Raw genomic sequence first — 24,939 nt, forward strand, 5'->3', positions numbered from 1 at the left:
GAGAGACCATGGCACACAACGTCATTATTATCGGCTCTGGTCCGGCTGGCTATACTGCGGCCATCTACCTGGGCCGTGCAGGCTTGGACCCGGTGATGGTCACCGGTGCGCTGACCCCGGGCGGTCAGCTGGTGAATACGACTGAGGTCGAAAACTTCCCCGGATTCCCGGAAGGCGTCATGGGTCCGGAGCTCATGGATAACATGCGCGCCCAGGCCAAACGATTCGGTACCGAATTCATTGCCGATGACGTGACCGCCATCGAATCTGCAGGTTCGGATGATGCACCGCTGTATCGTTTGGCATTGTCTGATGGTGAGACATTGGAAACCCGCGCGGTCATCATCGCGACCGGTTCCAATTTCCGTAAGCTTGGCGTGCCGGGCGAGGTGGAACTCTCCGGCCACGGTGTCTCCTACTGCGCCACCTGCGATGGCTTCTTCTTCCGTGATAAGCCAATTGTGGTGGTCGGCGGCGGTGATTCCGCGTTCGAGGAGGCTCTGTTCCTCACCCGTTTCGGCTCTTCTGTGACGTTGATTCACCGTCGCGATGAATTCCGCGCCTCGCAGATCATGGTGGATCGCGCCAAAGAGAATCCGAAGCTCACGCTGCTGACCAATACCGTGGTCACGGAAATTCATGGCACGGAAACCGCGCCGGCTGCACCTGCCCTCAGCCTTGGAGGCTTGGCGCTCAACCCCAAACCGCAGGTAAACGTGAGCGGCGTTTCGCTGAAGAACACCGTGACTGGTGAAACCGCCGAACTCGAAACCGCTGCGGTATTCGTGGCCATTGGTCACACGCCTGCCACCGATTTTGCCGCCTCTGTGGCCTCACGCGATGAGGATGGGTACATTATCGTGGATGGTGCCAGCACACGCACCAGCACCCCAGGAATCTTCGCTGCGGGCGATTGCGTGGACCGCGTCTACCGTCAAGCTATCAGCGCCGCCGGCATGGGTTGCCGTGCCGCCCTTGATGCGCAGGAGTATCTGAGCGAGTAACGTAACCGCTCTGCCGCTATAGCAGACTAAGAGGCTGACTTTCCATGGAGTCAGCCTCTTTCCGTATTGCGAACATACTTGCCGCGGTATCATTCAGTCCTTGGCCAGCGACCAATCGATGACGTTCATGATCTCCCACGTCGCCAACATGAACGTCATAGTCATAACCACACCTCTTCAATTCCATGAAGACGATGCTTTGCATCTGATCGAAACACATACTATTGGTGATTCCCGGCGTGCGGCACCGCATCACCCATCAGTTGTTCCAGACGAAAAACCGGTTGAGCAAGCTTCAGAAGGCTCACTCAACCGGCAATTGCCGCAAATCAGTACTGCCGAATCACACCCACCGGGACTTCGAGTCATCACTGCCCGACTGATTCGGTACCAGCAACTTCAGGATGCGATCCATGTCTTCCGGGGAGGAGAACACGATTTCGATGCGTCCATGCTTGCTGCTGCCTTTGATCGAGACCTTGGTATCGAAATGATTCTCCAGGCTTTGCTGCACGGCGGAGCCGGCCCATGGATTGGTCTTGGACTTCTTCGGCTTCTTCGGCTGCTCCCCCGAGGCGATCTTCATCGCCACGATCTCCTCTGTGCTGCGCACAGACAGACCTTCGGAGATAATGCGGGAAGCCAGCTTGTCCATTTCCTCCGGATTGCTCAGGCCCAGCAGGGCACGAGCATGACCGGACGATAGCACACCGGCGGCGACCTTCTTCTGCACTGCGGCAGGAAGGTTCAGCAGTCGCAGCATGTTGGCGATTTGTGGGCGGGACTTGGAGACCGACTTGGAGAGCTGCGCTTGGGTCAGGCCGAACTCATCAATCATCTGCTGGTAGGCGGCTGCCTCTTCAAGAGGATTCAACGCCACGCGATGCAGGTTTTCCAGCAATGCGTCGCGCAGCATGTCATCGTCAGCAGTGGTCTTGACGATGGCTGGAATGGTCTCCAAACCAGCCAACTGAGACGCACGCCAACGACGCTCGCCCATAATCAACTCATACGGGCTGTCCAGATGACCAGAGAACGGATTGGTGGAGGCCTCCTTGCTCTTGGTCTTAGCCTCGGCAATCTGCTCAGCCGGGCGCTTACGCACCACGATGGGTTGCAAGACACCGACTTCCTTGATGGAAGCGGCCAGTTCGTTGAGCTCATCCTCATCAAAGATGGTACGCGGCTGATGTGCGTTCGGACCGATGTCGTTGAGCTTCAGTTCCGCCAAATAGCCGCCCTGCACCGGCTTCAGCTCGCTCTCACCATTCTTGACCTTATCGGAAGCGGAAGCCTTTGCGGCCTTTAATGTTTCACGTGAAACATTTTTGCCGGCCGCCTTCGGAAGGTCCGATACCGGCAGCTGAGGCTGTGGGGCATCCGAACCGAAGAACAAATCACTCGGGTGAGCAATATCATCCAAAGCGGGCATGGCTGCACGCTTGGCCATGTTTTTCTTCACATTGGTCGAGGCTTTACCTGGCGTCGCCACGGAGGTTGCCGCCGAAGCCAACACCTTGGATGCGGACTTGGTCTCAGCGACCTTCTTGGCGTTTTCGGGAGACTTCGCCTTCTTCTCGACGGTCTCCTCCCCCGGCAAATCAGGAAATAGTGCGCCGAGGCCCTTGCCCAGTCGTGATTTCGATGACATTATTTCCTCCTCGCATCAAGAGCGTCGAGTACATGCTGGGAGCGTCCAGCAATTTCCAGTGCGGCTTCACCGTAAGCGATGGCACCCAAACCACGTGGATCGTATGCGATGACGGACTGAGAGAAGCTTGGCGCCTCCGAGATTTTCACGGACCGTGGAATCGTGGTATCCAGCACGATGTTCGGATAATGGCCCTTGACCTCGTTGAACACCTCCCTGCTGAGCAGGGTGCGACGGTCAAACATCGTGACCAGCATCGTGGAGACCAGCAATACCGGGTTGAAGTGATCCTGCACCAAGCCAATCGTATTAATCAGCTGGCCCAAACCCTCCAATGCGTAATACTCAGCCTGAATCGGAATCAGCATCTCCGTCACTGCACACATCGCATTGATGACCAGCAGACCCAGGCTTGGAGGACAGTCGATGAAGACATAGTCATAATGCTTTTCCGACTGACGAAGATACTGCTCCAAAGCCTCCTTGAGCAGGGTATTACGATTCGGCATATCGGCGACCTCAAGTTCGGCACCACTTAAATCGATGGAAGCGGGCACCACATCCAATGTCGGGAAGTCAGGGCATACCGAAATCACATCTTCGATCGGGGACCGTCCTTCGAGGACGTCATAGGTGGAGGGGTCGCCGGAAGCATGCGGCACCCCCAATGCGGTGGAGGCATTACCCTGTGGATCCATGTCGATGACCAGAACCTGAGCACCATACTTGGCCATCGCTGCAGCAAGGTTCACGGTGGAGGTGGTCTTGCCGACACCGCCCTTCTGATTGGCAATGGCAATCAGACGTGTGCGCTTTGGCTTGGGGAATACGGCTTTTTGCAGAGCATCATATCGGGAACTTTCATCGGCCATCTGATTGCCGAGGCTAGACCCTTGCCCATCAAAAATACGATGAAGGGTTTCGGAAGCCGATTCAATCGTCTCCTCTTGATGATCCTTCGTGGCCATCGATCCTCCTTGCACTGATAATATTTCAAGTCTTGCCATTCACGTGGACAGATTACCGAGTTATCCACTGTTTTTGCAATCAGTGTGGATAACTGTGGATAAGTCAATGCCAAATCACGTAAAAACAGCGGTTGTCATGCACTTAAATCTTTGATTTTTCAACGGTTTTGAGGTTTGTCCACTATTTACCAGTAAAACTGTGGATAACTTATCCGCCTTGTGGAAAATGTGGATAAGTCAAACCGAACCGCTAGCGCTTATCCACAATCACGACATGAGTGGATTCCAAATTCGGGCCGACAGGGGCTTCCACCACCCGAGCGTTACGACCCCCAAAACGAGTAATCTGATCGGTTGCCTTATCCAACTCGATTTGCGCGGAACGCCCTTTGAGGGCAATCAGCTGACCGGAGGACTTCAACAGCGGAAGCGTCCATCCGGAAAGTTTGGTCATCGGAGCGACGGCACGACAGGTCACTACGGCAAACGGATGGGTCTTATGCTTGCGCACTTGCGCAATGACTTCATCGGAACGACCACGAATCAGCGTGACGTTCTTCAGACCCATGAGCCCGACGCATTCGGTCAACCAATCGATACGACGTTCCATCGGCTCAATCAACGTGAATTGATGATCAGGAAGACAAGCAGCTGCCACCAATCCAGGGAAACCACCGCCACTGCCGACATCAGCTACCGTCTTAAAACGAGCACCTTCCGTCGACTCGCGAACATAGGGCACGATGGCGGCGGAATTGAGAATATGCCGTTCCCAAATGATGTCCACATCACGCGGACCAATCAGTCCGCGAGGCTCGCCCTCGTCCTCCAGTTTCTTATGGAAGAGCTCGAGCTGCGGCAACGCATCACCAAGGACTTCAGCCAGAATTGGAGAACCCTCCAACTTGTCTGCCATGACCACTCCTCTTCTGTGTTTCACGTGAAACATCACACATGCAATGAGGCGTCGCGTGAGCGACGCCTCACCGGTTAATAAGTTCGATTCCTTGGTTCAGGACCGAATCACTCCTCGTCGAAATCCTCGACTTCGTCGGATTCCTCGCTCTTGTTCTTTACATACACAGTCACGTAACGATGAGGCTCTTCACCATGGGACCGAGACTTCAGACCTTCCTCACGAACCACATCGTGCACAACCTTGCGCTCGAATGAGTTCATCGGCTTCAAGTCGAATGGCTCGCCGGATTCCTTCACGGCATCGACGGCATCGAGAGCGATGTCGCGCAAGTGCTGACGCTTGCGCTTGAGGAAGCCGTCGACATCCACGATCAGATGAGAGCGTTCGCCGGTCTTCTGTTGCACAGCCAGACGGGTCAGCTGCTGCAATGCATCAACCACCTCTCCATTGCGACCAATCAGATGTTTGATATCAGTGTCATCGTCCGCAACAATCTGAACGGTCGGTCGGTTGTTGCGAATCCCCATTTCAATATCGCCTTCATAGTCGGCGATATCAAGCAGACCCTCGAGATAATCGGCGGCGATATCAGCCTCTTCGTTGAGCTGATCGATCGACTTCTCGTCATCCTGTGCCATACGGTACTCCTTCTACCAGGTTCTGAGTTTCAAGTCTAGGCCCTGTTCCCAAGAAACAAGGTCCGAAGTGTCGAATGTGCTCCATGTTTCACGTGAAACATGGAGCACATTCAGACCACGGGTTTGCTACTTACTTGCGCTTGCGCTTGCGCTGCGGCTGGACTCGCTGATAGCCCTTGGTGTCCTTATGCTCAGCGGCCTCCTTGGCCTTCTGCAGTTCCTCTTCCTCCAGAGACGGCAGACCGGCCTTTTCGCGGCGGGCGTTCTCGCGGCGGTGATCGCGCTTCTCCTTATCCTCGGCTGCCGGAGATCCCGGAGTCGGGAAGTAGGTCACCTGCCAGAACGTACGCAGCAAGTTGCAGACGTTGTTGGTCAGCCAGTAGACCAGCACGGCGAACGGCATGGTTACACCGGAGAAGATGTACATAATCGGGAAAATCCACAGCATCATCTTCTGCATGGATTCAGCCTGCTTGTTCATCGAAGCGGCTGCCATGTTGCGCTTCATGCTGAAATACTGCACGAACCATAGGCAGAAGCACATCAGGGCAACGAAGATGCCGATGACGATCTTGCCGGCGAAAGCGGCGGAGGTAAAGTTGTCGGTGACGCTGACGATACCAAACACATCGGTCTGGGTGAACTGCTTGGCGGTAGCCACATCGAACGCACCCAGCGGTTCCTTACGCACACCGTTGGCGATGTATGGAATGGCGGACAACGTATAGAACATGGCCATAAACACAGGGCCTTGAATCAGCATCGGCAGGCAGGACCCGGCCGGGTTGGCGTTGTTGTCCTGATAGAGCTTCATCATCTCACGGCTCTGGGCTTCCTTGGAGGCCTGATCCGTCTTGCCCTTGTACTTGTTCTGGATACGCTGCATCTTCGGGGCAAGCGCCTGCATCTTGCGCATCGACTTGATCTGCTTGTAGAACAACGGGAAGATGCAGATCTGCACCACCAACACCAGGCAGATGATGGCGAGAACCCACGAAACGCCGATCTCGTTCATGCCGAGCAGAACGAAGAAATCATGCACAAGCTTCAGAATCCACGTCTGAAGCCACTCGACAGGGGTCAGGAGTTTATAGAAGAATCCCCAGAATCCACTATCGAGAAGGAACTGATTTTGGTTGATCATCGATGGGCCTCTCCTTGGGTCGTGGCCAATGGTGTCAGTCGAGGTTCCTCATGAGCCTTCGACCAAGAAAATCTATAAAAAATCGAGTATTGCTGCGGCACGTCGTCTATTCCCCCGCGACTCCACGGCCTGCAGCGAAGCAATCGCAATACGGCGAGCACTCCCCCTTTGAAGGCGCCATACCGATCGAGAGCTTCAATGGCATAATTCGAGCATGACGGATAATACTTGCAACAAGGCGGTGTGTTCGCGGAAATATGGCGCTGGTACCAGCGCACACCGCGAATCATCACCGCCTTGATGGAAGTAGACATGTCACTTCGCCTTATGTGCCACAGCGGCAAAACACTTTGCGATCTGCTGATCCAAAGCATCGAACGAGGCTGAAGCCGCACTTGGCTTGGCGCGCAACACGATATCGCAATGTTCCGGGAGTTGGTGCTCATGCATCCTGGCCAGGACTCGGAACCTGCGTTTCACTGTGTTACGGGTAACCGCCTTACCCACGGATTTGGATACGGCCAAACCCAGGCGACGATGATTCGCCTGGTCGTCATGCTGTTCGTCGAGCACCAGATAATGCACGACGATATCTTTGCCACCGACTTTGCGTCGACGTTTCAATACTCCGACAAAGTCACGGTGGCTTTTCAGCCGTTCCACCTCTGTACTATGCCTGTGGCGCTGATCGCTCAGATCAGGCGGACAGGCTCTTGCGGCCCTTGGCGCGACGGCGGTTGATCACCGCGCGGCCGGAACGGGTGCGCATGCGCAGGCGGAAGCCGTGCTTCATGTGACGACGACGGTTGTTCGGCTGGAACGTCCTCTTCATATCAATGCTCCTAGGTCTATTTGGCAACGCTTCGCGCTGCCCTCACGTGAGTCAAGCTATACCAAAGTACTCTCAACCCTGGTCACAAGTCAAAATGAATCATGAGTTTTCACATTTCGACACAGTCGCCGCAACACGCCGAAAACCCTAGAAGTGGCGTAATATCAACCATTTCGCCGCCAAAGTTATCCACAAATTACATTCATGTTATTCACAATCCAGCATTTCCAACACGCAACACGGTGGATAACTTCCGCGGATAGGAGTAAACATTACCTATTGTTATCCATGTACGTTCGAGCAAGAAGAGGGGTCTGTATGGCTGGTTCATCTGCCGACCCCGCGGTCGAAGCAGCCCGCATCTGGTCGGATGCTCTCACCATGCTCAAACACAGCAGTGTGCTGTCCCCCAGGGAAAAGGGATGGCTCGAAGGCGTGGTTCCCGAAGCCGTGTTCGGTTCGACCATCGTGCTGTGCGTGGATTCCAATGATACGTTGCAGGCCATTCAGGGCAATCTCAACGAACAGCTGCTGCACACCCTGCAAACCGTAACCGGCATCACCATGTTTCCGGCCTTCAAGGTTGCGCCGAAGAACAGCAAGCCCGTGAATGCGCCTGCCCCGAAGCAGGTGAAGTCGCCATACCAAATGGAATCGGCACCAACTGTCGAGCAGTTCGGCCGGGATTCCTATGCCGGCAAGCATGCCGAGCCGGAGCCGAAGTATCAGGCACAGCCGGCGAACGAGCCACAGTATCCGGTGGGCGGTCAGAAGATGAACCGCGATCCGGAGACTCATCTCAATAAGAACTTTACGTTTGATTCCTTCGTGCCCGGCGATTCCAACCGTTTCGCCCGCACTGTGGCGTTGGCGGTGGCCGAGGGATCGGGCCAGGATTTCAATCCGCTGTGTATCTACGGTGGATCAGGTTTGGGCAAGACCCATCTGCTCAACGCCATCGGCAACTACGCGTTGGTCAAGGACCCGAGCTTGAAGGTTCGGTACGTGACCAGTGAGGAATTCACCAACGAATTCATTGACGCGCTGCAGAATCCGAACCAAAGCCAAGGTCAGATCGCGGCATTCAACCGGCGGTACCGCCAGGTCGACGTGCTGCTGATCGACGATATCCAATTCTTGGGCGGCAAGGAAGCGACGCTGGACCAGTTCTTCCATACGTTCAATTCCCTGCATCAGGCGAACAAACGCATCGTCATCGCATCCGATGTGGCACCGAAGAACCTGAAAGGTTTCGAGGCCCGACTGATCTCGCGCTTCGAATCCGGCCTGACCGTAGACGTCAAGCCACCGGATCTGGAGACGCGCATCGCCATTTTGCGCATGATCGCCTCGATCAACGGCTCCAAGATTCCCAACGATGTCTTGGATCTGATCGCCGAACGATTTACGGAGAACATCCGCGAACTCGAAGGTGCGTTGACGCGCGTCACCGCCGTGGCGTCGCTGAGCAACCAGCCGGTCACCCGTGCGCTGGCCGAGCAGACGTTGCAGGATTTCTTCACCACCGATGTGGAAATCAAGCCCACCGACATCATCGGTCAGGTGGCCAAGTACTTCCATCTGACTTTCGATGATCTGGTCGGCCGTTCCCGCACCAAGAACGTGGCATTGGCCCGCCAGATTGCCATGTATCTGGCACGCGAAATGACCAGCATGAGCCTGTTGGACATCGGCGAGGTGTTCGGCGGTCGCGATCACACCACGGTGATGCACGCCTACACCCGTGTGAGCGACGAAATGCAGCAGAAGCAGGAAATTTATAACTACGTTATGGAGCTCACCGTGCGTCTGAAGCAAAACAGCGACAAAGATCGCTGATATTCACGGCTGGGAGAATTCGTTTCACAGACCATTTTCGACACTTTTCTGCATCCTTGTACCGAAAAGCCCATTTTCCGTCGCTCAAACGCATTGTGCCAGACACGGGTATCATGCTGCCCCTGTAAGTGCGGCTGCCGCTGATCTCGCACTGCACAATCCCACCTTCGGCGACGCGCACACGGCAAAAACCACTCATGCAGGAGAATCCATCTGACGGAACGTTTTCGACACTTTTCTGCAAGCGCTTCCGAAAACCCTCGAAAATGGTCTCCAGAATCGATTCTCCTCGATACACCCCTGCGCAACACGCCGTGCGCACGCGGAAAAAGCATCAAAGTTATCCACATAGTTATTCACAAATGTGGGTAAAGGCTGCGGATAACTCGTGGATTACCCACTCTTTTTCTGTGGAAAACTCGTGCATAAATCGATTCCCGATGTGGAAAACAAAAATCGGACGCGATGGCGGTGGATAAACAGGCGAGTTATCCACCGAATATACAGAAGTTATCCACATTCGGTGGATAGGGGTCATCCGTTACGGGAGTAGCGCTCTCCTCACTTATCCACACTATCCACCGCGCTTATTATGTCGATTACTTACTTGAACCTTAAGAAAGCACCATCAGCGTAATAACTGCCGCACCAAGGAACGAGAAGACTTCGGCAACCAACAGCTAGAATGTTCTTCAGCAAATTCAGACGAAGGGAAAACCCACATGAAAGTCGAAATCGATACCGCAGCCTTGGCTGATGCCGTAGCCTGGACCTCTCGCGTCATCGACGCTCGACCCTCCAATCCGATTTTGGCGGGCGTCCGACTGGAAGCCATCGATGGCACGCTCCAGTTCTCCGCCTTCAACTACGAGATTTCCGCCCGTCACCACATCGAGGCCGGCGTGGACGAATCCGGCTCCGTACTGGTGCTGGGCAAGCTGTTGGCCGATATCACCAAATCGCTGCGCTCCGAGAAAACCTATCTCTCCACCACCGATTCCACACTGACGATCACCGCCGGCAAGTCCACATTCACCCTGCAGCTCATGCCCGACACTGAGTACCCGGACCTGCCCACAGTGCCTCCTGCACTTGGCCAGGTTGATGCCCCAACTTTCGTCCAAGCAGTGAACCAGGCTTCCGTGGCGGTCTCCCGCGAGGAGAACCGCCCTGTGTTGACTGGCGTTCGCATGCAATTCCAAGGCGACAAGGTGGTCATGACCTCAACCGACCGCTTCCGTCTGGCTCGCGCCACCTTCACGTGGACCCCGCAGAACGCCGACGTCGACACCACTACGCTGGTCCGCGGCTCCCTGCTCAAGGATGTGGCCCGCTCTTTGGACGAGCATCAGAACATTCGTCTCGACTTCGATGCCGAGAACCCGACGCTGTTGGGCTTTGAGAACGCTGGTCGTGTCTCCACTTCCCAGTTGATTGATGGCGAATTCCCGGCAGTCGACCGCCTGTTCGCCGATGAATATCCGATTCAGGCCGTGGTGAACAAGCAGGATCTGCTCGACGCCATCAGCCGTGTGGCTCTGGTCGCCGAACGCAACGCTCCGATTCGCATGTCGTTCACCGGCCAGGAAGTAGCGCTGTCCGCCGGTTCTGCCGACGAAGCCCAGGCCAACGAAACCCTGGACATCGACATGGACGGCGATGACATCACCGTGGCGTTCAACCCCTCCTACCTGAAGGAAGGCCTTTCCGCCATCGCCGAACCGTTCGTGCGCATCAAGATGACCACCCCGGTCAAGCCGGTTGAATTCAACGGCCAGCAGGAGGCCGACTCCGACGAGTCGATGGATTACCGTTACCTGCTCGTGCCGATGCGTTTCAACAGCTGAGGCAAATAGTCCGAATAACAAGCAGAAATCGTTCATATTCTGATGTACGTTTCTCGTCTCGCACTCGACCACTACCGCTCGTGGAGCCAGGTAGTGGTCGATTTCGTACCGGGTGTGAATCTCATAGTGGGGAAAAATGGGCTGGGTAAAACCAACCTGGTCGAAGCTGTGGAAATCCTCTCCACCGGGTCCAGCCATCGCGCCTCCAGCACCCTGCCGCTGATCGAACGCGGACAACCCACCGCTACGATCCGCGCCAACGTGGTGGGCGCGAATGTGCCGGACGGGTCAGGCGATCATGCGCAGGTCACCACATACGAAGCATCGCTCCACGCGCGCGGTGCCAATCGCGCCCGCATCAACTCCGGATCATCGCTCTATCTGCGCGACATTATCGGGCAGATACCCTCAGTCTCATTCACCCCCGAGGATCAGCGTCTGGTGTCCGGAGACCCGGCGACGCGCAGAGGCATGCTCAATCAGGCCGGAGCGCTGTTGGAACCCGGCTACCTCGCCGCATTGCAGCAATTCACACGCATCGGCAAACAACGAGCCACCCTGTTGAAACAGCTCAACGCCAACCAAAGCGCGGGCCAGCCGGTGGATGCGGTGCTCAGCGGTCTGGAGATCTGGACCGGGCAGTTCATCGAAGCTGGCATCACCCTTACTCATATGCGCCGGCGTATCATCGACGCCCTGGCCGAACCATTCGCCGCCATCTATCGCGGCCTTGCCGGCGAGACCGAGGAAGTCACGCTGCAGTATGTGCCGTCCTTTGATGAAGTGCTGTTGTATGACGAGCCGCATCAGGCCATCAGCGAGCACTTCCAGCGCATCTATCCGGGCGAGGTGGCGCGAGGGGTCAACCTGATCGGCCCGCAGCGCGATGACCTGAGCCTCGAACTGTTCGATGTGCCGGTCAGGGAGTTCGCCTCGAACGGCGAAATGTGGACGATGGCGCTGGCATTGAAGATGGCGTTGTTCCAAGTGATTCGCGAACGGCTCGGAATCCGTCCGATTGTGATTCTCGATGATGTGTTCGCCCAGCTGGACGATAGCCGGCGCACGCAGATCCTCGAGTTCGCCAAAGAGCAGGATCAGGTGCTGATCACCGTGGCCTCTCGTGGTGACGTGCCGGCCGAGGCGATGAATGGCGGCGAGTCCGAGACCGTGCACGTCATCGATGTGGCTGCGCTCAAGGCGGCCGGTGACGCCTATCGGGAATCAATCGCGCAGTCGCTGGCGGCGCTTCAGGCTGCACGGGAACAGGAGCAGCAATGAAGCCGCCGATCGCCTTCAGTCTGCATTTGGATCAGACCAAGCTGGCCGCCGAAGTATTCGAACGAATCTCCCGCCGTGGCGCGCTGCTCAAGGATCATCGCCGTCGCAGCGAGGAGGCCATCGAGAACTTCGGCAAGCCCGGGCGCGATCCTGCAGAGCTTGGCAATGTGATGTCCACCATCGCCGGCAATGGCATCTGGAGCACGAACCTGAAGCTGGCGCAATTGCGCAATCATTGGGACCAAGTGGTGGGTGCCGGCATCGCCGCGCATACGGCGGTGGCGGACTTCACCGATGGCGTGCTGACGATTCGTGCGGAATCGACGATTTGGGCCACGCAACTGACGTATCTGATTCCGCAGCTGACCGACACCATCCGAGGCAATCTCACAGGACTGGCCATCAACGAGATTCGCGTGACCGGCCCTGCCGTGGGCTACTCGCGCAAATGGGCCAGGCGGAAGTAGCAAAAGCTGTAAAAGCCTCGCTATGGCGCTCGTCGCGCTAAACGAGTAAAATCACATGCAGTATGGTCAAAAGGCTAGAAGAGCCCTTTACGGGCGTCTTAAGCCATATCGCCCCTGCAAAAGACGAGATTTGCAAGGCTGACCTGGTAGTTACGGAAGGAAGCCTGTTGGCAGACGAAACCAGCAAAGAGGAGCAGCTGAAGGCGGCTGCGGAGCATATCAACAATGCGGAACTCACCGAAGGCGAACTCGACGAATCCATGGCCCCCGAACATTATGAGGCCTCTGATCTGAGGGTGTTGGAAGGTCTGGAGGCCGTGCGTATCCGCCCGGGTATGTACATCGGCTCCACAGGTCCGCGCGGCCTGCACCACTTGGTCTATGAGATTGTCGACAACTCGGTCGATGAGGCATTGGCCGGATACGCCAGCCACATCGAAGTCACCATTCTGCCGGACAACGGCATTCGTGTGGTGGACGACGGCCGAGGCATCCCGGTCGACGAAGTGCCCGGTGAAGGCGTTTCCGGCGTCGAGACCGTGATGACCAAGCTGCACGCCGGCGGCAAGTTCGGTGGCGGCGGCTACGCGGTCTCCGGCGGCTTGCACGGCGTGGGCATCTCCGTGGTGAACGCCCTTTCCACCCGCGTGGACATCGAAGTGCGCCGCCAGGGCTTCCACTGGACCCAGACCTACATCGACCAGCACCCCACCGCTCCGCTGAAGCAGGGCGAGCCGATGGCCGAGGGCGAGTCCACCGGTACCTCGGTGACCTTCTGGGCCGACCCGAAGATCTTCGAGACCACCGTCTATGACTTCGAGACGCTGCGTTCCCGCTTCCAGCAGATGGCATTCCTGAACAAGGGCCTGAAGATCAGCCTGACCGACCTGCGCGAACCCGATCAGGCCGGCGACGAAGTGGCCGGAGATAATGCGCCGGAAGCCGGCGAAACCCACCAGACCGTGACCTATCAGTACATGAACGGCATCAAGGATTACGTGGATTACCTGGTCAAGGTGCGTAAGGCCAACCCGGTTGAGGAAGAAGTCATCAGCTTCGAAGCCGAGGATTTGAAGCTCGGCATCTCCGCCGAACTGGCCATGCAGTGGACCACCGCCTACTCCGAAGCCGTGCACACCTTCGCCAACACGATTTCCACCACCGAAGGCGGTACCCACGAGGAAGGCTTCCGCGCGGCCCTGACTTCGCTGGTCAACCGTTACGCACGCGAAAAGGGCATCCTGAAGGACAAGGACGAGAACCTGTCCGGTGACGACGTGCGCGAAGGCCTGACCGCCGTGATCTCCGTCAAGCTCACCAACCCGCAGTTCGAAGGCCAGACCAAGACCAAGCTCGGCAACTCCGAAGCCAAGACCTTCGTGCAGCGCGTGATGACCGACAAGCTCGGCGATTGGTTCGATTCCCACCCGGCCGAGGCCAAGAACATCATTCAGAAGGCCATCGAGGCTTCCCGCGCCCGCTTGGCCGCCAAGAAGGCCCGCGAGAACACGCGCCGCAAGTCCATCTTCGAATCCGCCGGCATGCCGGACAAGCTCAAGGACTGCCAGTCCTCGAATCCGGAAGAGTGCGAGCTGTTCATCGTGGAGGGTGATTCCGCAGGCGGCTCCGCCATCCAGGGCCGCAACCCGATCACCCAGGCCATCCTGCCGCTGCGAGGCAAGATCCTCAACACCGAACGCGCCAGCCTGGACCGCATGATGAAGTCCGACACCATCGAATCACTGATCACCGCGGTCGGCGGCGGCTACGGCGAGGATTTCGACATCTCCAAGGTCCGCTATCACAAGGTCATCATCATGGCCGATGCCGATGTGGATGGTGCCCATATCGCCACCCTGAACCTGACCCTGTTCTTCCGCTACATGCGCCCGATGATTACCGCCGGCTACGTGTACGTGGCCATGCCGCCGCTGTACCGCCTGAAGTGGACCAAGGGGCCGCACGACTTCGTCTATACCGACGCCGAACGCGACCGCGTGCTCGCCGAGGGCAAGGCCGCAGGACGCCAGCTGCCCAAGGGCGAAGGCATCCAGCGTTACAAGGGCCTGGGCGAGATGAGCTATCAGGAACTGTGGGAAACCACCATGGATCCCGAACACCGCATCCTGAAGCAGGTGCACATCGAAGACGCCGCAGCGGCCGATGAGACCTTCTCCATGCTGATGGGCGACGAAGTGGAACCCCGCCGACTCTTCATCCAACGCAACGCCAAGAACGTCCGTTGGATTGACGCCTGACGGATCCCAGCCTCCCTCTAATGAGGGAGGTGTCACCGCAAAGCGGTGACGGAGGGAGAGACCACGTTTGAGCTTTTTAAAACACCAAAGGAATGGTAATAAGTGGCAGACGAAACGAATAACACCCCGGGCGGTGTCAACGACAACACCGACGGTGCCGACGAGCAGTTCACGCCTGACGGCTCGATGGAGCCGCTGAGCCCGCAGGAGGCCGACAGCACCGATTACGGCCTGATGACCGGCGAACGCATCCAGCGCAAGGATTTGCAGCAGGAAATGCGCGAATCCTATCTGGCTTACGCACTTTCCGTGATCGTCGAACGCGCCCTGCCGGACGTGCGCGACGGTATGAAGCCGGTGCACCGCCGTGTAGTGTATGCCATGTACGACGGCGGCTACCGTCCGGACCGCGGCTATAACAAGTGCTCCCGCGTGGTCGGCGACGTGATGGGTAAGTACCATCCGCACGGCGATGCCGCCATCTACGACACCCTCGTGCGCATGGCGCAATCCTGGTCGATGCGTTATCTGCTGGTCGATGGCCAGGGCAACTTTGGCTCCCCCGGCGATGATCCGGCGGCAGCCATGCGTTACACCGAATGCCGTATGGCGCCGCTCGCCATGGAGATGGTGCGCGACATCGACAAGGACACCGTCGATTTCGTGCCGAACTACGATGGCAAGACCCAGGAGCCGACCGTGTTGCCGGCCCGCTTCCCGAACCTCCTGGTCAACGGTTCCGCCGGCATCGCCGTCGGTATGGCCACCAATATCCCTCCGCACAACATGCGCGAAGTGGCCGAAGGCGTGCACTGGGCTCTTGAGCACCCGGACGCCAGCCGCGAGGAGCTGCTCGACAACCTGATCCGCATCATCAAGGGACCGGACTTCCCCACCGGCGCCACCATTCTCGGCCACAAGGGCATCGAACAGGCCTACCGTACCGGCCGCGGCCTGATCACCATGCGCGCCGTGGTCAACACCGAGGAAATCAACGGCCGCATGTGCCTGGTGGTCACCGAGCTGCCATATCAGGTGAATCCGGACCGCTTGGTCGTCTCCATTCGCGAAGCCGTGCGTGACGGCAAGATCCAGGGCATCGCCGACATGCGCGACGAGACCTCCGGCCGTACCGGCCAGCGCCTCGTGCTCGTGCTGAAGCGCGACGCCGTACCGAAGGTGGTGCTGAACAACCTGTACAAGCACTCCCAGCTGCAGCAGACCTTCGGCGCCAACATGCTGGCGCTGGTCGATGGTGTGCCGCGCACGCTGTCTCTGGATGCGTTCATCCGTCACTGGGTGGGCCATCAGCTCGACGTGATCGCCCGTCGTACCGCCTACCTGAAGCGCGAGGCTGAAGAGCGCGATCATATCCTGCAGGGCTATCTGAAGGCCCTCGATATGCTCGACGAGGTCATTGCCTTGATTCGAGCCTCCGAGGATACCGATGCCGCCCGTACCGGCTTGATGCAGCTGCTCGACATCGATCAGGTGCAGGCTGATGCCATTCTGGCCATGCAGCTGCGCACGCTGACCCGCATGAACCGCGACAAGATCGTTGCCGAGCATGAGGAACTGCAGCGCAAGATCGCCGATTACATCGACATTCTCGCCAAGCCGGAACGCCAGCGCAAGATCATCGGCGACGAGCTCGACGAGATTGTCGCCAAGTACGGCGACGAGCGCCGCACCAAGATCCTGCCGTTCTCCGGCGAGATGAACGTCGAAGACCTGATCGCCGAGGAAAACGTGGTGGTCACCGTGACCCACTCCGGTTTCATCAAGCGCACCAAGGCCGACGAATACCGTGCACAGCACCGCGGCGGCAAGGGTATCAAGGGCACCAAGCTGCGCGAGGATGACGTGGTCGATCACTTCTTCCTGACCTCTACGCACAACTGGCTGCTGTTCTTCACCAACAAGGGGCGCGTATATCGCATCAAGGCCTACGAGTTGCCTGAAGGCTCGCGCGACTCCAAGGGCCAGCATGTGGCCAACCTGCTGCAGTTCGCTCCGGACGAGCAGATTCAGGCCGTGCTGTCCATTCCGAACTACGACGTGGCCAAGTACCTGGTGCTCGCCACCCGTTCCGGCAAGGTCAAGAAGACGCCGCTGGCCGAATACGACTCCCCGCGTCAGGGCGGTCTGATCGCCGTGCGCCTGATGGCCGATGAAAACGGTGAGAACGCCGACGAGCTGATCGGTGCCGCACTGTGCAACGCCGAAGACGACATCATCCTGGTCTCCAAGCTCGGTATGAGCCTGAAGTTCCAGGCCGATGATGATCAACTGCGCCCGATGGGCCGCCAGACCGCCGGCGTGCAGGGCATGAAGTTCCGCGAAGGCGACGAACTGCTGGCCATGGACGTGGTTCCCGCCGACTCCGACAAGGACCTGTTCGTGGTCACCAATGAGGGCTTCGCCAAGCGCACCGCCATTTCGGAATACCGTCTGCAGGGCCGCAACGGCCTCGGCGTCAAGGCCGTGCAGCTGGTCGAAGGCCGTGGCTCCCTGGTGGGTGCCCTGGTGGTCTCCGAAGACGATCAGGTGATGGCCATCATGAAGTCCGGCAAGGTGATTCGCTCCAACGTGAACGAAGTCAATCGCACTGGCCGCACCACGCAGGGCGTGACCTTCGCCAAGCCGGATAGGGGCGACGAAATCCTCTCCATCGCTCGCAACGAGGAAAAAGACGAGCCCGAAGAGGAGTCCGGCGACACCGCACAGTCCGGTGAAGCCGCGGGAACCCCGCAATCCGGTGAGAATGTGAACAACACGGACGAGGCCTGAGTAGCGTCCGGAAAAGCTGGTAGCCTCACTAACAGCAGAGGCTACCAATAGCCTGTTTAAGGAGAAACGATGAGCGAGAATCTCGAAGGCAACGAGCCGGTTATTCAGCCCGCAGCCGTACCCCCAGCCAACGAACCTGCCGAGCCGCTGATCGGCTCTCGTCAGGGTGCTCCGCGTGTGGCCCGTTCCGTGTCCAGCGATCCGGAAGAGTCCGCTCTGCCGAACGGCAGCACTCCGACCACCACGCGCCCGAACGTGCGCCGCACCCCGCGTGCCCGCCGTATGAGCCTGTCCCTGACCCGTGTGGATGCTTGGTCCGTGGCCAAGGTGTCGTTCATGCTTTCCATCGCCGGCGCCATTATTCAGATTGTGGCTGCCGCTATCGTGTGGCTGCTGCTGGATGCCGTTGGTGTCTTCAACCAGCTCACCCAGATTGTCTCCGCCACCGGTCTGAACGCCGATTTCGATTTGAAGAACGTGCTGTCCCTGACCACCGTGGTCTCCGGCATGACCATCTTCTCCATCGTTGAAGTGGTGCTCTTCACCCTGCTCACCACCATCATCGCGCTGATCTACAACGTGGTCAGCTCCCTGGTCGGTGGCGTGCACCTGACCCTGGGCGACGACTGATCGTCTGATTGACTGTATGCACTAAAAAAGCGGCTCCTCGGAGTCGCTTTTTTATTACCACCTCACAAAACGTACGCTGACTGTCGCTCAGCGTACGTTTTGTGAGATATAGGGATGGGTTGGCGGGTTCAAGGGGATGGAGTTGATTCCTTAGGCGGATTCGCGCTGGGCGATGTGGAAGTCGGCTATGATGCGCTGACGTTCGCGGTTGGATTCGTCATCGATGCGCTCGATGAGCATGTCCACGGCCTTTTGCGCCACCATCGGAATATCCACGGCAATCGTGGTCAACGATGGTGTCATAACGGCTCCCATTTCGATGCCATCGAAGCCCATCACCGCAATATCGTCCGGTACGCTCAAGCCAATGTCCTTGAGCCCGCGAATCACGCCGAATGCGGTGGTATCGGTCATGCAGAACAGCGCATCACAGGATCGAACCACATCGGCGTTCTGATTGATTGCCTGGCGTGCGTCGGCATCATTCCAGGGCGTTGCGATAATCGGCACGCCGTACCAATCGACGCCGAGCGATTCGAACGCATTCCTGCAGCCCATGAGACGACGGTGACGAGTGTCGTTCGACTCATCGGTCTCATGCTCGTCAGGGCTCTCGCCGAGACCGCCGATAATGCCGATATGGCGTTTACCGGTATGCCACAGATATTCGATGGCTGCCTGTGCGCCAGCCTCGCTTGGCGTGAGAATGGTATCGAGATCCTGCTGTGGCCGATCATCATCCAACAGCACAGTCGGTCGATGATTGGATAACTGTTCGATTTCCGCAGCGGAAAGGCGGCTGGAACTGAAGATTAGGCCGTCGCAGAACTGATTGGAGACGCGTTCGATGATGGAGCGTTCGTTGTCCGCATTGATGCGGGTCTCCTGCACGACGGTCTGATAGCCGCGCTTTTCCGCAGCCTGGGAAATCAGCGAGGCCAACTGTGATGGGTATGGCCGATCCAACTCGAAGATAGCCAGACCGATGGTACTGAAATTGCGTCCGTGGCGGCTTGTGGAGACGCGCAGGCTGCGCGCGGACAAGCTGGTGGTGTTGAGGCGGTAATGCAGCTTGTCTGCGGCCTCGCGGACGCGCTGTGCCGTTTCCGGAGCAACATTGGTGTTGCCTCGCAGCACATTGGAAACCGTCATTGCGGAGACGCCAGCCTCGAGCCCAACATCTTTCATGGTGACCATAGAAACCCCTTTGCTGTTCACCAACTATACAAAACAGGGTGGTTTATCGTTAATTCACGCTGGCAGTTGGAAGACGTTGAAGGAATACGGGGAGACTTGCCAGGAGGACAAGTCGGTTGCCGTGACATCTACCGTCCGAGGTTGCACTGGGGCCGGTTCGAATGGTTTGCCTGCGTCCCAAGCTCCAGTCAGCACCGTTGCCGTACCATGGCCCTCACCAGTCAGTACAGGAGTATCGAAATCAAAAACAATCTGCTGCGGCTGGTCGGTGGCATTCACCACGCGAATCACCAGCGCTCCCGTATCGGCATGACGCCCGGCCGTGCCGCAGGAGCTGCTTGAAGCGGCTCGTGTGGATGGTGCATCTGAATGGCGCACCTTCTGGCAGATCTCCCTGCCGTTGCTCGCGCCCGGCATCGTGACGACCGCCCTGTTCACGATCGTGGCCACGTGGAACAACTACTTCCTACCGTTGATCATGTTGAAGGATTCCAACTGGTACCCGTTGACCATCGGTTTGAACCAGTGGAAGGACCAGGCGTCCACCGCTGGTGGCCAGGCCATCCAGAACCTGGTGATCACGGGCTCCCTGATCACGATCATCCCGCTGGTCATCGCCTTCCTGTGTCTGCAGAAGTATTGGCAGTCCGGCCTCGCCGCAGGCGCCGTCAAGGAGTAATACTCCCGGTTCTCTCTTTCCTTCCTCAAGGGTGCTGCGATAACCTCAATCGCAGCACCCTTTTGCTCTATCGGCGATGCCACGCGAACATACAAAGGATATTGGCAGGCAAATCGTTTGTATGTTCGCGCAGGGGTCGTGGATTGCGCGCACATACAAACGAATCAGGCGGTAAACTACGCCGACTGCCGAGTCACAATCTCCGTGGGCAGTATCTTGACGGTCTGATGATCCACGACCTCGCCATGCAGCATACGGAGCAACAGCTGCGACATCACGCGGCCGTGCAGCCATGAATCCTGCCGCACGGTGGTGAGTTTCGGGTCCATCATCGTGGCGATGGGCGAATCATCGAAGCCGGTGACCGCGATATCTTCGGGCACGCGGTAGCCGAATCGATGGAGCTGGTTGATCACACCGACGGCGATATTGTCGTTGGCGCATACGATGCCATCGAGCTCGTGCAGTATCGGCTGAAATTCCACGGCTGCCATCTCACCGCTGGCGATTTCCCAGTCATCGGCGTAATACACATGGCTGTCATCAAAATGTTTTCCCATGGCCTGCTTGAAACCATGCAGTCGCTTGCTGGATGAAGGCGAGTAGCCAGGGCCGCATACATAAGCCAGTCTGGTTTTGCCCTGGTCGAGCAGATAACGCGTGATATCGCACTGGCCGTCAGCATTGGCGAAATCCACCGTTGGATGAATAACGCTTGTGTTGCGGTCGCTGGCTTCGGACAACACCACCGGCCGGTGGGCGGTGTGGAAGATATTGATAAGCGAATCATCCTCGCTTAAGGAGAACAGCAGATAGCCGTCGGCGAAGTCACTCTGCACCAATTGGGCGATGCGCTGAGTGGAATCCTCGGAATTGGCGATGAGTGTGACCATCTGATAGCCGGCGTCTCCCAAGATCTGATTGGCTTCCGCCATGGCAGCTGAGGTACTGGCCTGCAACAAGGTGTCGATGGATTCAACCTGCACGATGAATGCAACGGTTAAGGTACGCTGCTGAGCCAGCGAGCGGGCCGCCTTATTGGGCGTGTAATGCGACTCCTCTATGGCCTTGGCTATGCGACGCGCGGCATCTGTGGAAACATGCTCATTGCCGTTGAGATATCTGGATACGGTGCCATACGATACGCCGGCCAGACGAGCCACATCTCTAATGGTTACTTTGCTGTTCGCCGACGTCATACCAACCTCCAATACTATGCGCTGCATGGTCGTACATGATTACGTCACGACTGCACGTAATCGGTTGCTCGGCGGCGCGCGTCACCTCTATGTGACCGGTTACAAATAGTCTATAGTAGTTTCCGGAAACAGCTTGCGTGGTGTGTTGGTGCATGTTCCTTCGGTAACTGGTTCCGTGCAGGTTAGCACTGCGTAGCGCATACGAAAGAAAGAAGCATTCATGACCAGTTCAATGACGACGGCCCAGCAATTCGATCCGGCATGGCTTGCCGATTCTTGCGTATTCGAGGTGAATCGAGTTGCCGCACACTCCAACCATCGCTTCTATGACCACGTTCCAGCTGCCGGCGAATCGATGGATTTGCAGCAGAGCCTGGACGGCGAATGGTCGGTTGCCGTTGCCGACCTGGCTGATTACGGTACCGAGGCGCTGACTGCCGCCGAGTTTGCTCAACCGGACTTCGACGACTCCGCCTTCGAGTCGATTGATGTGCCATCCTGCTTGGAAGTCAAGGGATTCCTGCCGTACAAATATGTGAATCAGCAGTACCCGTGGTCCGGCCACGAGGCACCTGAGGCACCGGGCGTCCCTGAGCATAATCATGTGGCGTTCTATCGTCGTGCGTTCACGCCGGAATACAAAGTGGCGGCTGCGGCAGCTGCGAACGCGCGTGCGATGGCAGCCGGTGAGGATCCAGCATTTCCGATCACCGTGACCTTTGAAGGCGCGTCCACCGCCATCGCCGTGTGGCTCAACGGCACGTTCATCGGGTATTCCGAAGACTCCTACACCCCCAGCGAATTCGATGTGACCGCGGCATTGCAGCCGGGCGAGAACGTGCTTGCCGTGGCCTGCTTCCAGTACACCTCCGCCAGCTGGCTCGAGGATCAGGACTTCTGGCGCATGCACGGCATCTTCCGTTCGGTGGAGCTCACCGCACAGCCGGCGGTCCACGTCCAGGATCTGCGCGTCACCGCCGACTACGATGTTGCCGCCGGCGAGGGCGGCCTGAGCGTTGATGTTTTCGTGCGCAATATCGCTGGTGCCCATGCGCTCGAAGCTGTGCTGACGGATGCTTCCGGTGCGGAAGCATGGCGTAAGACCATCGATGACGTGCCCGCTGTCGAGAACTTTGACGACTCCCCTATTGCCCTCAGTTGGGAGGCGAACGTCGGCCATGTCAACCCGTGGAGCGCGGAAGAGCCGACCCTGTACACGCTTACTGTCACCGTGCTGGGTGCTGACGGCCAGGTGATTGAAGTCGTGCCACAGCGCATTGGCTTCCGTCATTTCGCCATTGAAGACGGACTGATGAAGATCAACGGCAAGCGCATCGTATTCAAGGGCGTGAACCGCCATGAGTTCGACGCGCGCACCGGCCGCACGGTCTCCGAAGCCGTGATGCTGCAGGACATCCGCGAATTCAAACGCTTGAACATCAATGCCGTGCGCACTTGCCACTACCCGAACCAGACCCGCTGGTACGAGCTGTGCGACGAATACGGCATCTACATGATCGACGAAACCAACCTGGAGACCCACGGCACCTGGACCTACGGCGACGGTACCTTCCACCCGGAAACCGCCGTGCCGGGTAGCCGTGACGAATGGCGTGCGGCCTGCGTGGACCGTCTCAACAACATGATGCGCCGCGATTGGAACCATCCGAGCGTGGTGATCTGGTCCCTGGGCAATGAATCGTTCGGCGGCGACGTATTCCGCACGATGCGCGACTTCGTGCACGCCAGCGATCCGATGCGCCCGGTGCACTACGAGAGCGTGTACAACGAGCCCGAGTACAGCGATGTGACCGACATCATGAGCCGCATGTATGCCAAGCCGGACGAAATCAAGGACCTGTACCTATTCGGCGACGATCAGAAGCCGTACATCTCTTGCGAATACTCGCATTCGATGGGCAATTCCACCGGCGGCCTGCACCTGTACACCGCGCTCGAGCAGTACCCGAAGTACCAGGGTGGCTTCATCTGGGACTACGTGGATCAGGCACTGTTCCAGAAGCTTGGCGACGGTACCGAGCGCCTCGCCTACGGTGGTGATTTCTACGATCGCCCGACCGACTACGAATTCAGCGGCAACGGCATCGTCTTCGCCGACCGCACCCCTACGCCCAAAGCGCAGGAGGTCAAGCAGCTGTACGCCAACGTGCGCCTGACTCCGGACGAGTCCGGTGTGACCATCGTCAACGACAACCTGTTCATCTCCACGGCCGACTCTGTGTTCACCGCGCGCGTGCTGGTCAATGGCGAGGAGCGTTGGCATGCGGACTATCGCTTCGATGTGCCTGCCGGCGATACACAGCGTGTACCGATTGCTTTCCCGCGCGTCACTGATTTGGTGCCGTTGAGCGGGCGCGCGGAAGTCGTGTATGAGGTCGATCAGCGACTGGCTCGTGCCACCGATTGGGCACCGGCCGGCTATGAGCTGACATTCGGGCAATATGTGGCGAGCGTGGACTTTGGCGAGGCTGATTCTGACAAGGCTGCTGATTCTGCCGCTTTACTGGCTGTGGTCGCCGAGGATCCGTTCAACGCCGGCATCCACAATGATGCCGCTGAAGCGCTGCTCTCCAAGACCGCTGGCGGATTGGTCTCCTTCAAGCACTTCGGCACGAACGGCGAGGCCGACCGCGAAATGGTGCTTCGCCGGCCGTCCTTGACCACATTCCGCGCATTGGTGGATAACGATCGCGGCAACCAGTCCGGTTTCGAGCGTGCGCAATGGTTCGCGGCCGGCCGCTATGCGCGCGTGACTGGCACCGCCATCGAGCAGAGTGTTGACGGCTTGACCGGGACGTACACCTACGAGCTGGCCGATGCCGCGCATACGTCGGTCACGGTGCGTTATGAGATCGATGCCGCCTTGCGCATCCATCTGACCGCCGAATTCCCCGGCGAGGCGGATGCGGCTACCCTGCCGGCGTTCGGTCTTGAATGGGCGCTGCCGGCCGAATACGATCACCTGCGCTTCTACGGTCTGGGACCCGAGGAAACCTATCGTGACCGTCTGCATGGCGCCAAGCTGGGCGTGTTCTCCCGTACGGCCGCCGAAGACTTCGCGCCGTATCTGGTGCCGCAGGAAACCGGCAATCATGAGGGCGTGCGCTGGGCTGAAATCACCGATGCCGAAGGCCATGGCATGCGCGTGATTGCGGCAGGTGCCGACGCGCAGCCATTCGCGGTGAGTCTGCTGCCGTACAGCTCGCTGATGCTGGAAGACGCACTGCATCCGGACGAATTGCCGCCGGTGCGCCACACGTTCTTGCGCCTGTTGGCGGCCCAGATGGGCGTTGGCGGCGACGACACGTGGGGTGCTCCAGTGCATCCGGAGTTCCAGCTGCCCGCCGATAAGCCGCTGAAGCTCGATGTGACGCTGGAGCTGCTATAGGGGCACGTATTTCCCAAATTCCTTGCACTGAGAGGCGCTCAGTGCAACAAATTCGGGAAGACAGTGGCTTCATCCGGAATTTCTTGCACTGAGCATGTGTGAGTGCAAAGATTTTGGGACGAAGCCATTGTCTTCCCGAATTATTTGCGCTGATGAGGCCGTGAGCACAAAAATGGGGTGGTAATCC

20 protein-coding genes and 1 pseudogene are annotated in these 24,939 nt (G+C 58.1%); 10 read left to right on the forward strand and 11 right to left on the reverse strand.

Annotated features, from left to right (window positions below; genetic code table 11):
• Window positions 1–8 precede the first annotated feature (8 nt).
• Window positions 9–1,004: an NAD(P)/FAD-dependent oxidoreductase gene (locus tag F7D08_RS02390; protein ID WP_152209121.1), complete on the forward strand. Its 996-nt coding sequence runs from the start codon at window positions 9–11 to the stop codon at window positions 1,002–1,004.
• A gap of 343 nt (window positions 1,005–1,347) precedes the next feature.
• Here the strand turns inward: F7D08_RS02390 and F7D08_RS02395 are convergent, their stop codons facing one another.
• The 8 genes from F7D08_RS02395 to rpmH form a co-directional block, all read right to left on the reverse strand.
• On the reverse strand, window positions 1,348–2,655 hold the full coding sequence (locus tag F7D08_RS02395) for a ParB/RepB/Spo0J family partition protein (protein WP_152209122.1): 1,308 nt from the start codon (window positions 2,653–2,655) through the stop codon (window positions 1,348–1,350).
• Window positions 2,655–3,623 carry a ParA family protein gene (locus F7D08_RS02400; RefSeq protein WP_193316159.1) on the reverse strand — a complete coding sequence of 323 codons (969 nt, stop codon included), beginning with the start codon at window positions 3,621–3,623 and terminating at the stop codon, window positions 2,655–2,657. The genes F7D08_RS02395 and F7D08_RS02400 overlap by 1 nt, the downstream gene beginning before the upstream one ends.
• Before the next feature lie 250 nt (window positions 3,624–3,873).
• A complete protein-coding gene (gene rsmG, locus F7D08_RS02405; RefSeq protein ID WP_152209124.1) occupies window positions 3,874–4,539 on the reverse strand; it encodes a 16S rRNA (guanine(527)-N(7))-methyltransferase RsmG in 666 nt (221 codons plus the stop codon).
• 107 nt (window positions 4,540–4,646) lie between these two features.
• Entirely contained in the window at window positions 4,647–5,180 is a 534-nt protein-coding gene (locus tag F7D08_RS02410; RefSeq protein ID WP_152209125.1) for a Jag family protein, read from the reverse strand.
• A gap of 130 nt (window positions 5,181–5,310) precedes the next feature.
• The gene (gene yidC, locus F7D08_RS02415; protein ID WP_152209306.1) at window positions 5,311–6,321 is read right to left on the reverse strand and encodes a membrane protein insertase YidC; all 1,011 of its coding nucleotides are present in this window, start codon (window positions 6,319–6,321) and stop codon (window positions 5,311–5,313) included.
• On the reverse strand, window positions 6,321–6,638 hold the full coding sequence (yidD, locus tag F7D08_RS02420; protein ID WP_100493167.1) for a membrane protein insertion efficiency factor YidD: 318 nt from the start codon (window positions 6,636–6,638) through the stop codon (window positions 6,321–6,323). The genes yidC and yidD overlap by 1 nt, the downstream gene beginning before the upstream one ends.
• 1 nt (window position 6,639) lies before the next feature.
• Complete coding sequence (gene rnpA / locus F7D08_RS02425) at window positions 6,640–6,987, reverse strand: ribonuclease P protein component (protein WP_152209126.1); 348 nt, start codon at window positions 6,985–6,987, stop codon at window positions 6,640–6,642.
• 34 nt (window positions 6,988–7,021) lie between these two features.
• Window positions 7,022–7,156 carry a 50S ribosomal protein L34 gene (rpmH, locus tag F7D08_RS02430; RefSeq protein ID WP_007054596.1) on the reverse strand — a complete coding sequence of 45 codons (135 nt, stop codon included), beginning with the start codon at window positions 7,154–7,156 and terminating at the stop codon, window positions 7,022–7,024.
• A 318-nt stretch (window positions 7,157–7,474) separates the two neighbouring features.
• On the opposite strand from rpmH, the gene dnaA reads away from it, so the two are divergent.
• The 7 genes from dnaA to F7D08_RS02465 all read left to right on the forward strand — a co-directional run bounded on the left by dnaA (window position 7,475) and on the right by F7D08_RS02465 (window position 18,268).
• On the forward strand, window positions 7,475–8,995 hold the full coding sequence (gene dnaA / locus F7D08_RS02435) for a chromosomal replication initiator protein DnaA (RefSeq protein ID WP_152209127.1): 1,521 nt from the start codon (window positions 7,475–7,477) through the stop codon (window positions 8,993–8,995).
• Window positions 8,996–9,717: 722 nt separating this feature from the next.
• Window positions 9,718–10,842 carry a DNA polymerase III subunit beta gene (gene dnaN, locus F7D08_RS02440; RefSeq protein WP_152209128.1) on the forward strand — a complete coding sequence of 375 codons (1,125 nt, stop codon included), beginning with the start codon at window positions 9,718–9,720 and terminating at the stop codon, window positions 10,840–10,842.
• 42 nt (window positions 10,843–10,884) lie between these two features.
• Window positions 10,885–12,123, forward strand: coding sequence for a DNA replication/repair protein RecF (gene recF / locus F7D08_RS02445; RefSeq protein WP_152209129.1), 1,239 nt, complete (start codon window positions 10,885–10,887; stop codon window positions 12,121–12,123).
• Window positions 12,120–12,590 (forward strand): DciA family protein, encoded by a 471-nt coding sequence (locus tag F7D08_RS02450; RefSeq protein ID WP_152209130.1) that lies wholly within the window; start codon window positions 12,120–12,122, stop codon window positions 12,588–12,590. Before recF ends, F7D08_RS02450 begins: the two co-directional genes overlap by 4 nt.
• A gap of 167 nt (window positions 12,591–12,757) precedes the next feature.
• Complete coding sequence (gyrB, locus tag F7D08_RS02455) at window positions 12,758–14,848, forward strand: DNA topoisomerase (ATP-hydrolyzing) subunit B (RefSeq protein ID WP_152209131.1); 2,091 nt, start codon at window positions 12,758–12,760, stop codon at window positions 14,846–14,848.
• A gap of 186 nt (window positions 14,849–15,034) precedes the next feature.
• Window positions 15,035–17,638: a DNA gyrase subunit A gene (gene gyrA / locus F7D08_RS02460; protein WP_152209307.1), complete on the forward strand. Its 2,604-nt coding sequence runs from the start codon at window positions 15,035–15,037 to the stop codon at window positions 17,636–17,638.
• A 69-nt stretch (window positions 17,639–17,707) separates the two neighbouring features.
• Complete coding sequence (locus tag F7D08_RS02465; RefSeq protein WP_152209132.1) at window positions 17,708–18,268, forward strand: DUF3566 domain-containing protein; 561 nt, start codon at window positions 17,708–17,710, stop codon at window positions 18,266–18,268.
• A 150-nt stretch (window positions 18,269–18,418) separates the two neighbouring features.
• Here the strand turns inward: F7D08_RS02465 and F7D08_RS02470 are convergent, their stop codons facing one another.
• Both F7D08_RS02470 and F7D08_RS02475 read right to left on the reverse strand, forming a co-directional pair.
• Window positions 18,419–19,465 (reverse strand): LacI family DNA-binding transcriptional regulator, encoded by a 1,047-nt coding sequence (locus F7D08_RS02470; RefSeq protein WP_152209133.1) that lies wholly within the window; start codon window positions 19,463–19,465, stop codon window positions 18,419–18,421.
• Window positions 19,466–19,519: 54 nt separating this feature from the next.
• Window positions 19,520–19,843, reverse strand: a complete 324-nt coding sequence (locus F7D08_RS02475; RefSeq protein WP_193316160.1) for a hypothetical protein — start codon at window positions 19,841–19,843, stop codon at window positions 19,520–19,522.
• On the opposite strand from F7D08_RS02475, the pseudogene F7D08_RS02480 reads away from it, so the two are divergent.
• Window positions 19,785–20,144: pseudogene (locus F7D08_RS02480) on the forward strand (carbohydrate ABC transporter permease); the annotation flags it as partial. The gene F7D08_RS02475 and the pseudogene F7D08_RS02480 sit on opposite strands and share 59 nt — an antisense overlap.
• Window positions 20,145–20,320: 176 nt before the next feature.
• Here the strand turns inward: F7D08_RS02480 and F7D08_RS02485 are convergent.
• Window positions 20,321–21,343 carry a LacI family DNA-binding transcriptional regulator gene (locus tag F7D08_RS02485; protein ID WP_152209135.1) on the reverse strand — a complete coding sequence of 341 codons (1,023 nt, stop codon included), beginning with the start codon at window positions 21,341–21,343 and terminating at the stop codon, window positions 20,321–20,323.
• A 220-nt stretch (window positions 21,344–21,563) separates the two neighbouring features.
• Here F7D08_RS02485 and F7D08_RS02490 point away from each other — a divergent pair, with 220 nt between their 5' ends.
• Window positions 21,564–24,752 (forward strand): glycoside hydrolase family 2 TIM barrel-domain containing protein, encoded by a 3,189-nt coding sequence (locus tag F7D08_RS02490; RefSeq protein ID WP_226803261.1) that lies wholly within the window; start codon window positions 21,564–21,566, stop codon window positions 24,750–24,752.
• The last annotated feature ends 187 nt before the right edge of the window (window positions 24,753–24,939 follow it).

Source organism: Bifidobacterium cebidarum (genome assembly GCF_009193305.1).
Lineage (GTDB): Bacteria > Actinomycetota > Actinomycetes > Actinomycetales > Bifidobacteriaceae > Bifidobacterium > Bifidobacterium cebidarum.